The following is a 15,561-nucleotide window of genomic DNA, read 5'->3' as shown; positions in this document are numbered from 1 at the left end:
ATTTTCATTCATCGTCGAATGGTTTTCATTCACCGTCGAATGATTTTCATTCATCGTCGAATGGTTTTCATTCTTTTGAACGTACATGACACAAAGGAGTTAAAGTAGAAAAACAGTTGATAATATAACTATTGAAAACAGCTCTGAAAGGACACGCTCATTCAGCCCAATGTGCAACATTGGAAAAAAAGCAACACCCTCGATAGAGAGCTGAAAGCCTGAAATCTATTTATGGTAAACGGTTAAGAGAAGCGTTTTTGTGAGTTCTACCGTGACGGATACATCATGGGGATCATTTCTCCATCGTCGGTGATTCGATAAAGTTTCTGGTTCGTTGTCGGTGAAGAAAGAGGGCCTAAACGCTCGATGTACGGCCCTAACTTAATGTATTGAAAGTGGTGAACGGGAAAGTCGGACGGCAGTACGGAACGTCCCGAATACCATCCGACTTTGATTGTTGTTGTTTGTTTTAGGAATGCCGCAAGCCGTGCCACTTCATACGGCTCTGCATCACCGCCCATAAAGCACAAGCAGGTCACAGCGTTTCCGTAGCAGCCGAGCAGCCCTATCAATGCTTCTTCCGTCAGCGGTTCGCCCTGATCTTCCTGAAGCCAAGGACTATGGCAACCCGTACAGCCGTTCGGGCAGTTCGAAAGATTCAGGGCGAGCGTCGTCTCATCGGGTATTTCACGAAAAACGATATCGTAGCTGACGTATTTCAACATGACATCTCATGCACAACCGGCTTCTTTTCCGCCGACTGTTTCGCGGCATTGACATTCTCGTAATATCGCCTCGAAGCCTCCTTCTGCCGGGCGAGCGAGAAGTTGCTTACACGTTTCATATAGCCGATAACGCGCGTCAGGTAGTCGACTTGCTGGCTATGGCAGACCGGACAAGCTTTAAGATGACGCTTGTCGATATGACCGCATTCTTTACACAGCGTGTTCGGAATGTTAAAAGTAAAATAATTACATCCTTCGGCTGCGGCAACACGCAAGAGCTGGCGATATTGCGTTTGTGAGAGATGCTCGTCCAGATTGGCATGGAGAGCCGATCCACCGGTCAGATGCTCGATGTATTTGCGTCCGTGCAGACGGAATTTATCGATCAGGTTCAACGACTCGTCTTCGACAATATAGAAATAACTGTTATAGCACTCGCGCGGAACGACGAAGCCGTCTTCTTTGTCCCACTTGGCATGTTTGACGCCTACATTCTCGGCCGGGATCATCTCGCAGTTGAACATCACTTCGTTCGTGCGGTACTTCTTATTGTAACGTTCGATAAGCCCGAGTACTTCCTGCACGAATGCCGTGTATTGCGGGTTATCGCTGATCTCGATACCGAGGTATTCGGCCGCTTCGACGAGTCCGTTCACGCCGATGGTAAGGTATTGTCGGTTCATATTGATGTAACCGGCATCGAAGAGAGGCAACATACCTTTGGAGTGTAACATCTTGAGGTTCTCGTTGTAACCGAGCTGCACCTTGTGTACCAGATCGACGATGTCTTCGAGATACATCATGTAGGGAATACTCCGTTGGTGTGCATACTGTATGCAACGGTTGAGGTTAATGGTCAACACGCTTTTCGAGCCGGTCGAGACGCCTCCCGCTCCGAGCGTATAGCTGAACCCGTTGTCTTGTATTTCGTTGCGTAGCCGGCAACAGCTCGAAAGCGAATCGGCATTGTCGCTGATATACGTGAAGAAAGAGTGTCCTTCGGCATACATCTCGGCCGTGAAATCGCCGTATTCCTTATCTTTTACATCGCCATTTTCGGTAAGTAACGCCATCGTTTCGACGGGGAATGTCAACACGGTCTTGGTGCGTTCTTTATTGAACCATTTCATAAAACGCTTCTGTAACCAACTGAGCGATTCCCAATGGGGACGACTTCCGTCAGGGAAGACGAACTCACCGAAGAGACTCTCGAAATAGTACCGGTCGTAGTAGGCCACGTTCCAGAAAACAGCCTGAAAGTTACGCGCTCCTGTCGGCTGATTGATCGAATAGACGACCTGCTCGAAGCAATCGGTAATCACTTTGTCGATGCTCCGCCGTTTGAGCGACAAATCGGCATCGCGGTCGGGATGCAGGTAATAATCTTCGCCATATTCCTTTTGGATAAAATAGTTCATATACATCAGGAATTCGGGTGTGGCACACGCTCCGGAAAGCATGCTTGAGACGATGAAAACCATATTTACGAAGCCTCCGCAGAACGATTTCAGATTGCTCGGAGCCGTTGAGTTCCCATCGATCGATTTTGTGCCGCCGATCAGCCACGGATACATCGTGATACTCGCGCAGTAGTTGGCAAGGCTCGTTTCGTCGTTCTTGTAGATGAAATGACGGTTGAGCAACGAGAGGTATTTATCCGAAAGCTCTTTGCCGTACATCTCCTTGAGACGGTCGGTCAGCAGGCGGCGATTCAGGCGGATGAAGTTCTGCTTGGGCAGTTCGCCGATCAGCGTGGCGATGTTCTTGTGCTCCACATTGGCGTTGGCGTCGAACTTACTCCCTGTGGCGGCGTTTTTCGCGTCGCAGTAGTTCATCAGAAAAGCCAGCTTGTCACGCACTTCGCGGTCCTCAAGGTGTTTCTGTCGATAAAGGATATACGATTTGGCCACTTTATAGTAGCGTTCACACATAAGCGCCGTTTCGACTTGGTTCTGAATTTCTTCGACCGACATGCCGTCTTTGATCTGTACATGTCCGAGTATCGAGGTCAAGTCTTCGTCCGACGGGAAACAGCCGACCGAGAGGAAAGCCTTGGTCACAGCGTTCTTAATCTTGTCGATGGAGAAAAGCTCTTTTTTCCCATCACGTTTCGTGATAAATGTTTCCATCTGTTCCTGTATTATATAATGTATGCAAATTCTGCCTCTCTTTGTAAGTCCTTCCACCCGAGAACTTCCATTTTTTGTTTCGTGTATCACGGCAGGTCTTCTGACTTGTTCCGGGCGGCACGCCTTCCCGCTCCGTCGCCGACGAGAGCAGTGGCCTTAGATGGTGCCGTCCGCGTATGGCGGAACTTACAGCTACGGGGATAGTTCCGGACTTGCACCGGATTCCCATTTTCATTCCTTGTTGCGTCGTGCAACGCGGAAACCGTTTACGTGTACAAAGATAGAAAATTACCCATAGCTCCTTTACAGTAGCTGCCGAAAAAGTTTTCAACAAATCCACAATCAATGTATTGATGCAGCTTCTAACGATTTTTTGGAGAATAAAGCGGTGCAGACAGAGGGTTACAGTAGGCAAAGAACAAGAGAATCACGGGTATTTTTGATCGAAGGTGCCCCAAATAACAATTCCTGCCCTAAGCCCTTCAAAGGCTTTAGACAGGAATGTTTTCTCGCGCCTGACAGGCGGGCGCGTGTAATTTTTCAGAGGGGTTATACTCCGCCGAGCTTCGAGCGGATTCGTGCAGCCACTTCTGCCAATTGTTCGGATGTCGGTTCGAGCTTTTCCTTCCCGAAGTGCATGTCGGACTCTTTCTGCATAGGAACCAAATGGATGTGCGCATGCGGCACTTCCAGTCCGATAACGGTCACCCCGATGCGCTTGCAAGGAATAGCCTGTTTCTGCGCGGATGCGATTTTCTTGGCGAAAGCCATCATGCGTCCCAACCGTTCGTCGTCGATATCGAAAAGATAATCGATTTCTTCCTTGGGGATGACAAGCGTATGTCCTTCGGCCAAAGGACGAATATCGAGAAAAGCGAAAAATTCGTCGTTTTCTGCGATCTTGTGGCACGGTATTTCACCGTTGACGATTTTGCTGAAAATAGTAGCCATAATGGATGTCTTATTAAATCGATATTTCCATGATTTCAAACTTCATCATGCCCGAAGGGACTTGGATTTCGGCGATGTCGCCTACTTTCTTTCCCATCAGTCCCTGTGCGATGGGTGTACTGACGGCGATTTTGTTCTCTTTCAAATTAGCTTCCGAGTCGGATACGAGCGTATAAGTCATGACGGCTTTGTTTTGCAGGTTTTTGATTTTTACCTTGTTCATAATCTGCACAACATCCGTCTTGATCTGTGCTTCATCGATAAGCCGCGCGTTGGAGAGTAGCCCTTTGAGTTGAGCGATTTTCCCTTCCAAAATACCTTGCGCTTCTTTGGCGGCATCGTATTCCGCATTTTCGGAAAGGTCGCCTTTGTCGCGCGCTTCTGCGATCTGTGCTGATATCTCGGGACGTTTGACGCTTTCGAGATAATTGATTTCGGCCAGAATCTTGTTATAGCCTTCTTCTGTCATGTACGTAACAGCCATTTGTATGTCCTCCCTCGTCGTTTAATTAAAAGATAAAAAAAGAATCCCGGTCAAGAAAGGCTCTGACCGGAATCCAAATGTTTATTACTTATTACTCGGGTGCAAAAGTAACGGATATTTTACAGATATGCAAATCATGAAATGCTGCTTTATAACATCATACCGGATTCCTTTTCTTTACAGGAGAGCTTCGATTTCTTTCTCAAGAGCGTCCAGATCATCGATGCGCTTAACTAAAATGCCTCGCCGGTTAAGTAAAAAGATCGCCGGAAGTTGTTTGACATTATAGAGTGCCGCAGCCTGCGAGTAAACGGACTGGGGATCGCGGACGCATGTCCAGCCCATATTGGATGCCACGTTTTTCCAGTGATGAAGATCCGTATCTAAGGAAACCTGATAAATTTCGAGTCCTCTGGCATGATATTTTTCGTAGAGCGATCCCAGCGTAAGGTTAAGCGAAGGTGCCCATTCCGTTTCATAAGCCGTGAAATTGAGAATCGTCACTTTGTCTTTTGCCGTGTCCGATAATTTTACGGCAACACCCCGGAGGTCGGGCAGATCGATATCCAGCATATCGATCTCTTTCGTTTCCATCTGGTTTAAGTCGAGGGTCTGCCGGCTACGGATTACTTTCAGCGACTGTAATGCCAGATTATAGAGATGCTTGGCACGCGGACTTTCCGGATACAAATGATTGTAGCTTGTTGCTACGGCGCCGAAGGACCGGGAATCGGCTTTGTCGTAGAGGTCGAAGAACAGGAGACCGTCGACTTGCTGGAAAAGGGCGTAGTATGCGGCAGTAGACATCGGGTTGGCGTAGATGTGTTTGCGTGCCACTTCCTTGTAAGCTTCAGCCATGTCGAGAGTTCGACGACGGTAGGCTGTATCGGAAAGGACACCGGAACGGTACTCGCTGCGTATGCGATTGACTTCCTGATCGGCATCTAACTGGGCGAGTGTAATCTCTTTGATGGCGATGCAGTTCTCAGAGCCTTCCACGGTGTAGGACGTGGCGAACGTCGCGGCATCGGCCGTGAAAGTAACCGTCTCGGTTGAGTCAATGGCAAAATTAATCCATTGTTTTTTTAGCCTTAACCGATAGAAGTCCGGATATTTAGGCTGTTCGATTTTGAACGTGAATTTACCGGATGAGTTGAGTTTGACGGAGTCGATCAGCTGGATTTCCGAGAGACCGATGTTTTCGATGTACATGGTTTGGCCATCGGCTCCGGCAACGATTCCTGTAACCGTAAATTCGGCTGTGCTTTGTCGGCAGGCGGGCAGTGTGAGCAAAAGACCGCACACAACTGCCCAATAGCGTATTTTATCGATTCTCATATAGGGGTATTTTTTTATTCAACGGATGCAAATATACGTTATTTTATAGTGGCTGAAAAAAAATATCACTTACTTTTGCAATTATGATGACGGAAGAGATACGAACGATTATCGAACAGGAGGCGGAGGCCGTTCGCCGGATTCCTGTAACAGAATATTATACGGAGGCTGTTGCCTTGATTGTAAAGCACGTTCACGAACAGGGCGGGAAGTTGATTACGAGCGGTATGGGGAAAGCCGGCCAAATCGCGATGAATATCGCAACGACGTTCAGCTCAACAGGCACGCCGGCATTCTTTTTGCATCCCAGCGAGGCGCAGCATGGCGATCTGGGCATTGTCTGTCCGAACGACGTGATGCTGCTGATCTCAAATTCGGGAAAAACACGCGAACTGCTGGAACTCGTACAACTGACACGGGGACTGGTAGAAGACATGCCGTTTATTGTAATCACGTCCGACCCCAAAAGCCAGTTAGCCCAAGAGGCGGCCGTATGTCTCTTGACCGGAGCACCGAAGGAGGTGTGTGTGCTGGGATTGACGCCGACAACGTCGACAACGGTCATGACGGTGATCGGCGATGTGCTGGTTGTCGGAACCATGAAACGTATCGGATTCACGAATACCGATTATGCCAAGCGGCACCATGGCGGCTATCTGGGATCGAAAAGTCGTCAGCAAAGTAGAATGGAGCAGGAGAAGTCATGAGACAGGTGATTGGTATCGGCGAAACGATTCTGGATATTATTTTTCAGGACAACCAGCCCCATGTCGCAGTACCGGGCGGTTCGACATTTAATTCGATGGTCTCATTAAGTCGGGTCGGGATTCCCGTTTCATTCACAAGCGAACTGGGTAAAGATCGGGTCGGCGACATGATCTGCGACTTTATGAAATCGAACAGGATGACAACCGATTTCATGGATCGATCTCCGGACGTGAAGAGTCCGGTCTCTCTGGCTTTCCTGTCCGAAAGTAAGGATGCCGAATATCTCTTTTATACTCAACATTCGTCGAAACGTCCGAACGGTCATCTTCCGACTATTCGTCCGGATGATATTTTGATTTTCGGTTCTTACTATGCGCTAAATCCGGCCATGCGTGAGCGAGTAACGGAAATCGTCGAATACGCGAAAGCACAACGGGCTATCATCTATTATGACTTGAACTTCCGTAAGCCGCATGCGCACGAGGCCATTCAACTCCGCCCGACGGTAATGGACAATTATGAATTTGCGGATATCGTCAGAGGATCGGACGAAGATTTTTTGAACTTATACCGGAAATCGGACACGGACGACATTTACCGGAATGAGGTAAAATTCTACTCTAAACGACTGATTACGACACATGGGAAAGATGGTGTAAATCTCTATACCGAAGATAAAAAAACACATTATGATGTGCAGCCTCTAACGCCGGTCAGTACGATCGGCGCAGGCGACAATTTCAATGCCGGCATCGTCTACGGCCTCATCAAATACGGTATCGGTTATCACGACCTGCCACAGTTGAGCGAGATGACATGGAGCAAAATCATTCGTTGCGGTATGGAGTTCGCGGCCGATGTATGCGGGAGCTTTTCCAATTATATTTCTTCCGAATTTGCGAAGGAGAGAAAGCTTGATTAAGAAACTCTACTGGTCAAGCTTTTCTCGACATTATTTTTTGAGCTTTTCTTTCAGGTATTTCCCAGTGTATGAATGTTCGCAGTCCGCAATATCGTGTGGCGTACCGGCGCAGACCACTTGCCCGCCCGCTTTACCCCCTTCGGGCCCTAAATCAATGATATAATCGGCGCATTTGATGACGTCGGGGTGATGCTCGATGATCACGGCCGTGTGCCCCCGATCGATCAGGGCGTTAAACGCTTTGAGCAGTGTCTTGATGTCGTGGAAATGAAGCCCCGTCGTCGGTTCGTCAAACACGAACATGGTGGGCGCCTGCTTTTCCTGACTCAAGTAATAGGCGAGCTTGACACGCTGGTTCTCACCTCCCGAAAGGGTCGAAGAGGTCTGTCCCAGTTTGATATATCCGAGCCCTACCTCTTGCAGAGGTTTTAGCTTTTTCACCACTTTCTTAGCCTGCGTATCTTTCTGAGTTCCGAAAAATTCGATGGCCTGACTTACCGTCATCTCAAGCACATCGTAGATATTCGCTCCGTGATATTCGACCTCCAGCGTATCGGCATTGAATCGTTTGCCGTGACAAACCTCGCATTCGAGCATGATGTCGGCCATAAACTGCATCTCGACCGTGATCCGCCCTTCGCCCTTGCACTCTTCGCAACGACCGCCCTCTTTGTTGAAGGAGAAATGTGCCGCCTGATAACCCATCTGACGCGCTAAAGGTTGCTCGGCAAAGAGCTTGCGTATCTCATCGTATGCTCCGATGTACGTCACCGGATTGGAACGCGAACTCTTGCCGATCGAGTTCTGATCTACAAACTCGATGGCTTTGATCCGGTGAATATCTCCTGTGATCGACGCACATTCGACCGATGCCGGCGCATCGTCCAGCAAACGCTTGAGACCTTCATACAGGATGTCGCGTACGAGCGAACTCTTACCCGATCCGCTGACACCGGTAACAACGGTCATCACATGTAGAGGAAACTTTACATCGACCTGTTTCAGATTGTTCTTGCGCGCGCCCCTGATCTCAATATATTCATTCCACGGGCGCGCATAAGGAGGCACCTCGATCTGCTCCTCCCCTGTCAGGTAACGTACGGTATGGCTGTCGGTCTGTTGCTGTAATCCGTTTACGGCACCCTGATAGACGACCTCACCGCCGAGTCTTCCCGCCGCCGGACCGATGTCGATAATGTAGTCGGCCGCGCGGATAATCTCTTCGTCATGCTCCACAACGACCACCGTATTGCCCAGCGCCTGTAATTGGCGAAGCACTTTGATCAGCATATCGGTGTTACGCGAATGCAGCCCGATACTCGGTTCGTCAAGGATGTAGAGCGACCCGACGAGACTGCTCCCCAACGACGTGGCCAAGCTGATGCGCTGGCTCTCGCCTCCCGAAAGGGTGGCCGACAGCCGGTTGAGCGTCAGATACCCCAGCCCCACATCGAGCAGGAATTGCAGCCGGTTGTTGATCTCCGTCAGCAGACGCTTGGCAATGATCGCCTCGGCTTCGTTCAGCTCGAGTCGATCGAAAAAAGCTTTCACTTCGGTCACCGGCATCGTGACCAGCTCAGCCATGTTCTTCTCTCCGACCTGCACGTGAAGCGCCGATGGCTTCAGCCGGCTACCTTTGCAGACCGGACATGTCGTTTTGCCGCGATATCGCGCCAACATAACGCGATACTGTATCTTGTACTGATTGCTTTCGACAAACTTGAAAAAATCGTCAATGCCATGCACCCCGCGCGCTCCGTGCCACAGCAGCTCCCTCTCTTTTGTTGTCAGCTCGAAGTAAGGCCGGTGTATCGGGAAATCATGTTTGGCCGCGGCATGGATAAAGTCGCGCAACCACTCGCCCATCACTTCGCCTTTCCAGCAGACGACAGCACCCTCGTAGACCGAGAGACTTTTATCCGGTATAACCAGATCTTCATCGATGCCCAGCACCTTCCCGAAGCCTTCGCACGTGGGACAAGCTCCCAGCGGGTTATTAAAGTTGAACATCATCTCGGTCGGCTCCTCGAAAACCATTCCGTCAGCCTCGAAACGTTTTGAGAATTCGGACACTTCGGGCGATTCCGACCGATAGACTTTCAGCCGACAAGTGCCATGCCCTTCGTAAAAAGCGGTCTCAACGGAATCGGCCAGGCGGTTTTTTAACAGCTTGTCGTCCGAAACTTCCAGCCGGTCGATCAAAATCTCGGCCTCCTTCGCTTCCGTCAGTTCGGAATGGTTGAGGACTTCCTGTATGCGATAAATCTTTCCGTCGATTTCGAGCCTTGTGTAACCTTCTTTCCTAAGGATTTCAAGTTGTTCTCTCAGCGTCCGTCCTTCAGGCAGAACGATCGGGGCATAAACGGCGAAACGTGTGCCGGCAGGGTAAGACAGAGCCTTTTTCACCACGTCGGAGACCTGATGTTTCTTAACCTCCTGTCCCGACACAGGCGAAATTGTTCGTCCCAGACGGGCATATAGCAGACGGAGGTATTCGTAAATTTCGGTCGACGTGCCGACCGTCGAGCGAGGATTTCGGACACTGACTTTCTGCTCGATGGCAATCGCCGGCGGAATGCCTTTGATATAATCGCATTCGGGCTTGCTCATGCGTCCCAGAAACTGACGGGCGTAAGCCGAGAGACTTTCCACATAACGACGCTGGCCTTCGGCATACAATGTGTCGAAAGCCAGCGATGACTTGCCACTACCCGACAGTCCGGTAATTACCACGAACTTGTCGCGCGGAATCTTGACATCGATATTTTTCAGATTGTTGACACGCGCCCCCTTGATCAGGATATACCCGTCTTCTTCTTTCATCGTCTTCTTTGCCATTATGCGATCATTCAAATTGAACCGACAAAGGTAACGATTTTTCAAAAAACAGAGGAGCGAGTTTCAGGGCCTCTTACGACGACGCACGTGGCGCATCCTCGAGCGTAGCCGTCAGCAGCCTCCACACTTTCTCGACCGAAGCGATGCGAACGGCTTCGTCGGGAGAATGCGGGAATCGGATGTCCGGTCCGAACGAAATCATATCCATCTCGGGATAAGCCTCCTGAATGATGCCGCATTCGAGTCCTGCGTGCATCACGGACACGGCCGGCTTTTTCCCGAACAGTTTTTCGTACGTCGTTTCCATTGTCCGCAGAATCGGAGAATCGATGTTCGGTTGCCAGCCTCCGTAGGCGTTGCCGTATTCTACTTTGGCACCGGCCATCGAAAAGACACTCTCAATCGACGAACAAACCGATTCCTTACGGCTTTCCGACGAACTGCGCACCAGTATTTTGACGTCGATCGATCCTTCTCCCGATTTTACGACCGCCAGATTCGAAGACGATTCTACCGTTCCGGGAAAATCGTTCAACATGCTGATGACCCCATTCTGGCAGCCTTCTACGGCATTGATCAGATCATCCTGCATCTCTTCCGGGATCAGTGAAGACGGTGCTTCGGTCATCTCGGCCGTAAGGCAGATGCCTTCTTCGATTCCCTTATATTCGGAACGGAATACATCCTGATAGTCGGCAATTAATTCCCAAAGAGGCTCGACATTATCGGCGGGTAAGGTGATCACGGCCGTTGCTTCGCGAGGGATCGCATTGCGCAGCGAGCCGCCGTCGATGGTGCCCAGTCGTGCGCCATAATCGCATACGGCGATTTTCAGTAAACGGAACATCAGCTTATTAGCATTTGCCCGGCCGAGATGGATATCGACACCCGAATGACCGCCTTTCAGTCCCGTGAGCGAAATTTTTACCGCCACATCGCCTTCGATGAGAGGCGCTCCATCCTGATAACGGAACGAAATATTCAGGTCCGCACCGCCGGCACAGCCCACACATAACATCCCTTCTTCTTCCGAGTCGCCATTGAGCAGAATACCTCCTTTCAGAAAATCGGGTTTCAAGCCGAAAGCGCCATCCATCCCTACCTCTTCGTCGATGGTAAACAAGGCTTCGAGCGGGCCGTGCTTCAAGGTCTTGTCTGACAATACGGCCATGGCTAACGCCATCCCCATGCCGTTATCGGCGCCGAGCGTTGTTTCACGTGCCGTCACCCAATCGCCATCAACGTATGCATCGATCGGATCGGTCAGAAAATCGTGTTTTACCGAGGCATTCTTCTGGGGCACCATATCCACATGAGATTGCATAATGACGATCTCGCGGTCTTCATATCCCGCGGTAGCCGGCTTACGTATCAACACATTGCCCGTCGCATCTTGAAGCGTTTCCAGTCCCTGTTCTTTGCCGAACGTTTTCAGATATTCCGTCACTTGCTGAGTATGTCCTGTCGGACGCGGGATTTGCGTCAGGTCATAAAAATATCCCCAAACGGCTTGAGGAGAAAGTAATTTGATTTCTTCTGCCATGATTTTAGATATTAATGATGTATTTTCCTGCAAACGTAAATAAAAAATCCGAGATATGCTAACCAAGTCTTGATGAAGGTTCTCATTCGTCTGCCTAATAGTCTTTTCGCGGCATATCATCCTCCATATCTCAAAGAGAGGAAAGGAAGCTTTCAACCATTCTTTCTTTGAAAAAAACGGTGTGTTTACTATTAATTGTCAATAATTTTCTACCTTTGTCCGAATTTTAAGAAGTTAGATGTTTTTAGACGTAACGAAAGAAACAAGATGAATGTAATTGAAAAGACGATTGATTTGGGTGATGGAAGGATCATCACCATCGAAACCGGGAAGTTAGCCAAGCAGGCTGATGGTTCCGTAACCGTCCGAATGGGAAACACGGTGCTGTTGGCTACGGTTTGTGCAGCAAAAGACGCGGTGCCCGGTACGGACTTTATGCCGCTTCAGGTAGACTATAAGGAGAAATTCGCGGCATTCGGCCGTTTCCCCGGCGGCTTTACGCGCAGAGAAGGTAAGGCCTCGGATTATGAGGTACTCACCTCGCGATTAGTTGACCGCGTACTCCGTCCGCTGTTCCCGGACGATTATCATGCCGAAGTATTTGTAAACATCATACTTTTCTCTGCCGACGGTGAAGATATGCCGGATGCGTTGGCCGGACTGGCAGCCTCGGCAGCCCTGGCCGTTTCCGATATTCCCTTCGGAGGACCGATCTCGGAAGTGCGTGTGGCACGTGTCGACGGCCAATTTATCATCAACCCGACTTTTACGCAGCTCGAAAAGGCCGATATCGACATCATGGTCGGCGCCACGTACGACAATATCATGATGGTGGAAGGCGAGATGAGCGAAGTGCAGGAGAGCGAAATGCTCGAAGCCATCAAGGTGGCGCACGAAGCCATCAAAAAGCACTGCCTCGTTCAGAAAGAGCTTGAAGCCGCATGCGGCAAAACGGTTAAACGCGAATATTGCCACGAGGAGAATGACGAAGACCTGCGCAAAAAAGTACACGACGATCTCTACGCCAAAGCGTATGCGATTTCCGTTTCGGGACAGGGCAAACACGAACGTGCCGAAGCTTTCGAAAAGATCGTAGAAGAGTTCAAAGCGCAATACACGGAAGAAGAATTGGAAACGAAAGGAGCGCTGATCGACCGCTACTATCACGATGTGGAAAAAGAAGCCATGCGTCGGGCGATCCTCGACGAAGGCAAGCGTCTCGACGGCCGGAAAACAACCGATATCCGTCCGATCTGGGTCGAAACGGACTGTCTGACCGGACCTCACGGAGCCGCCATCTTTACACGTGGTGAAACACAGTCGCTCACAACCGTCACGCTGGGTACGAAGAACGACGAGAAGATCATTGACGATGTACTGAATCAGGGACGTGACCGTTTCCTGCTGCACTATAATTTCCCACCTTTCTCGACCGGTGAGGCCAGACCGCAACGCGGCGTGGGACGTCGCGAGATCGGACACGGAAACTTGGCCCATCGCGCGCTCAAGCGGATGATCCCGAATGACTATCCGTACGTGGTGCGTGTCGTTTCGGATATCCTCGAGTCGAATGGCTCGTCGTCCATGGCGACCGTTTGCGCCGGAACGTTGGCGCTGCGGGATGCCGGTGTGCCTCTCAAGAAGCCTGTATCGGGTATTGCGATGGGGTTGATCTCGGAAAACAAAGGAACGAATTACGCGATTCTTTCCGATATCCTCGGCGATGAAGACCATCTCGGCGATATGGACTTTAAAGTGACCGGTACGAAAGACGGTATTACAGCGACTCAGATGGACATCAAGGTGGACGGACTCTCGTACGAAATTCTTGAAAAAGCGCTTGCGCAAGCCAAAGAGGGACGTATGCATATCCTCGGAAAGATTACCGACGCTCAGCCCAAAGCGCGTGCCGAACTCAAGCCTCATGCTCCGCGCATCGAGACCCTGATTATCGGGAAAGAATTTATTGGTGCGGTAATCGGCCCGGGCGGAAAGATTATCCAAGGTATTCAGGAAAAGAGCGGAGCGACGATTTCGATCGAAGAAGTCGACAATCAAGGCATCGTTGAGGTCTCCGCGACGAATAAAGAATCGATCGATGCTGCGATGCGTGCCATCAAGGCCATCGTTGCCGTACCCGAAGTAGGAGAGGTGTATGAAGGCAAGATTTCGTCGATCATGCCGTACGGTGCTTTCGTCGAGTTCATGCAGGGCAAAGACGGTCTGCTGCATATCTCGGAGATCGATTGGAAACGTCTGGAAACGGTCGAAGAAACAGGGCTGCGTGAAGGCGACAGCATCACCGTGAAGCTGGTCGATATCGATCCGAAGACAGGTAAATTCAAACTTTCGCGCAAAGTGCTGATGCCGAAACCTGAAGGGTATAAGGAAGCGGAGCGTCCCGCGCGTCCGCCGCGTCAGAACAATAACGGAGGCCGTCGTGACAATGGAGGCCGTCCGCATCGCGAGAACCATCGCGGTGGCGACCAATAATCGCGAAGATGATATAGCAGGCATGGGAAAATGATCGCGATTGTTTTCCTGCAAATAACCAAAGAAAGAGGCCGTCTCCAAACGAGACGCCTCTTTTTTTTCGATTCAAGAGGCAGACGCTGATTCTCCTCCGATCAGGTTTCCGGATTTAGCCCGGATTCCGCAATAGAACAAATCGGAGCTTTTTGCTTCGACATCGAACCTTTTTGCTCCGGCATCGAACCTTTTCGGTAACACGAGTAACCTTTTTCCTGACTTCGTCACAACAAAAGTTAATATTTATAATCATTTTAATTATAGATGTTTGTATCTTTGTGTCACCTCATTTTGGGTGACACGATAGAAAAATCAAATGTTTATACGCAGAAAAAAATATCCCTCGGGCCATATCGGAGTAATTGTTGTAGAAAAAAACAAAGGCTTCTATCAAGAGTTAATCACTATAGGAATTGGACATAGTTCGGAAGAAGTAGATAAATTGTTAGCAGAAGGCAAAGCTTGGATAGCAAAAGAAGAGAAACGTCGTTATCCGGAGCTAGGTCTCTTTGAAGAAGAAAAAGCTGCTCGTGAAAGGGAGATACATGATGTTAATCGTTTTCTTTCAAAGGTTACCAACATTCTTATCAATGGATCTGATTTGATATTAGACAGAGTAATAGACTCTATAGGCTTTAATAAGATTGAAGATGATATATTCAGAAAATTAGTCAAAGCCAGGCTGTCTTACCCAGCCAGTAAAGCTGCAACCGTTGAGTACTTGAAGAGCCATTTCGATGACGATGTTGATCTCTCCAAAATATATCGTTATTTGGATAAATTAGGAGACAATCAACACGAAATAGTACAAGACATCAGTGTTAAACATACTATAGAGCTATTTGGAGGAAACATAGGAATACTCTTTTATGATGTTACCATTTTGTACTTTGAAACTGATTACGAAGACGATTTACGAAAAAGAGGTTTTTCAAAAGAGGGCAAACATGACAATCCTCAAGTCCTGTTAGGTTTACTTGTAAGTCTTGAAGGTTATCCTTTGGCATATTGCATCCATGAAGGCAATAAATATGAGGGGCACACTATGTTACCTATGATAGAGAGCTTTATCAATAAATATGAGTTGGAAGACTTTATCGTGGTAGCTGATTCCGGATTCCGGCTTGAAAACGAAGGATATAAATATATTATTGGAGCAAGGATCAAGAACGAAAGCAATCATATAAAGCAGTGAATACTGGAGCAACCCAAGATTGACAAACAAATGGTTGAACACTGCTGTCCGGAGAAAAATTACCATAAGGTAAGTTGCTCGGTAGCCCCTGCCTCCGGAACACTTACAGGAGCCGCCGGTTGATTAAAAAGTTCACGGATATCATCCCTCTGGAAAAGGACTTGTCCGATAGATCTCGAGATAGAATGAAGACTTGGAG

General features: G+C 49.2%; 11 protein-coding genes and 1 riboswitch. Of the genes, 4 read left to right on the top strand and 7 right to left on the bottom strand.

The window, feature by feature from the left end; all coding sequences use genetic code 11:
* Positions 1–266 precede the first annotated feature (266 nt).
* The 5 genes from nrdG to EII41_RS11650 form a co-directional block, all read right to left on the bottom strand.
* Positions 267–725 carry an anaerobic ribonucleoside-triphosphate reductase activating protein gene (gene nrdG / locus EII41_RS11670; protein WP_124790728.1) on the bottom strand — a complete coding sequence of 153 codons (459 nt, stop codon included), beginning with the start codon at positions 723–725 and terminating at the stop codon, positions 267–269.
* Complete coding sequence (gene nrdD, locus EII41_RS11665) at positions 719–2,854, bottom strand: anaerobic ribonucleoside-triphosphate reductase (protein WP_124790727.1); 2,136 nt, start codon at positions 2,852–2,854, stop codon at positions 719–721. The genes nrdG and nrdD overlap by 7 nt, the downstream gene beginning before the upstream one ends.
* A 72-nt stretch (positions 2,855–2,926) precedes the next feature.
* A riboswitch (cobalamin riboswitch) is annotated at positions 2,927–3,136 on the bottom strand.
* Positions 3,137–3,403: 267 nt separating this feature from the next.
* Complete coding sequence (locus tag EII41_RS11660) at positions 3,404–3,805, bottom strand: HIT family protein (protein ID WP_124790726.1); 402 nt, start codon at positions 3,803–3,805, stop codon at positions 3,404–3,406.
* A 13-nt stretch (positions 3,806–3,818) separates the two neighbouring features.
* The gene (gene greA / locus EII41_RS11655) at positions 3,819–4,289 is read right to left on the bottom strand and encodes a transcription elongation factor GreA (RefSeq protein WP_124790725.1); all 471 of its coding nucleotides are present in this window, start codon (positions 4,287–4,289) and stop codon (positions 3,819–3,821) included.
* A 177-nt stretch (positions 4,290–4,466) separates the two neighbouring features.
* Entirely contained in the window at positions 4,467–5,627 is a 1,161-nt protein-coding gene (locus tag EII41_RS11650; protein WP_124790724.1) for a TlpA disulfide reductase family protein, read from the bottom strand.
* An 83-nt stretch (positions 5,628–5,710) separates the two neighbouring features.
* Between EII41_RS11650 and EII41_RS11645 the strand changes: the two genes are divergently transcribed.
* Both EII41_RS11645 and EII41_RS11640 read left to right on the top strand, forming a co-directional pair.
* Entirely contained in the window at positions 5,711–6,334 is a 624-nt protein-coding gene (locus EII41_RS11645) for an SIS domain-containing protein (RefSeq protein ID WP_124790723.1), read from the top strand.
* The gene (locus EII41_RS11640; RefSeq protein WP_124790722.1) at positions 6,331–7,257 is read left to right on the top strand and encodes a carbohydrate kinase family protein; all 927 of its coding nucleotides are present in this window, start codon (positions 6,331–6,333) and stop codon (positions 7,255–7,257) included. The genes EII41_RS11645 and EII41_RS11640 overlap by 4 nt, the downstream gene beginning before the upstream one ends.
* A 30-nt stretch (positions 7,258–7,287) precedes the next feature.
* Here EII41_RS11640 and uvrA read toward each other — a convergent pair whose 3' ends face one another.
* Both uvrA and EII41_RS11630 read right to left on the bottom strand, forming a co-directional pair.
* Positions 7,288–10,095 (bottom strand): excinuclease ABC subunit UvrA, encoded by a 2,808-nt coding sequence (gene uvrA, locus EII41_RS11635; protein ID WP_260425571.1) that lies wholly within the window; start codon positions 10,093–10,095, stop codon positions 7,288–7,290.
* 73 nt (positions 10,096–10,168) lie between these two features.
* Positions 10,169–11,638 (bottom strand): aminoacyl-histidine dipeptidase, encoded by a 1,470-nt coding sequence (locus tag EII41_RS11630; RefSeq protein ID WP_124790721.1) that lies wholly within the window; start codon positions 11,636–11,638, stop codon positions 10,169–10,171.
* Positions 11,639–11,905: 267 nt separating this feature from the next.
* On the opposite strand from EII41_RS11630, the gene EII41_RS11625 reads away from it, so the two are divergent.
* Both EII41_RS11625 and EII41_RS11620 read left to right on the top strand, forming a co-directional pair.
* Positions 11,906–14,131 (top strand): polyribonucleotide nucleotidyltransferase, encoded by a 2,226-nt coding sequence (locus EII41_RS11625; RefSeq protein WP_124790720.1) that lies wholly within the window; start codon positions 11,906–11,908, stop codon positions 14,129–14,131.
* A gap of 352 nt (positions 14,132–14,483) precedes the next feature.
* Positions 14,484–15,362 carry an IS1634 family transposase gene (locus EII41_RS11620; protein WP_124790719.1) on the top strand — a complete coding sequence of 293 codons (879 nt, stop codon included), beginning with the start codon at positions 14,484–14,486 and terminating at the stop codon, positions 15,360–15,362.
* The last annotated feature ends 199 nt before the right edge of the window (positions 15,363–15,561 follow it).

The organism is Tannerella forsythia, assembly GCF_003860135.1.
Taxonomy (GTDB): Bacteria; Bacteroidota; Bacteroidia; order Bacteroidales; family Tannerellaceae; genus Tannerella; species Tannerella forsythia_A.
This window is presented reverse-complemented; position numbering and strand designations above follow the sequence as displayed.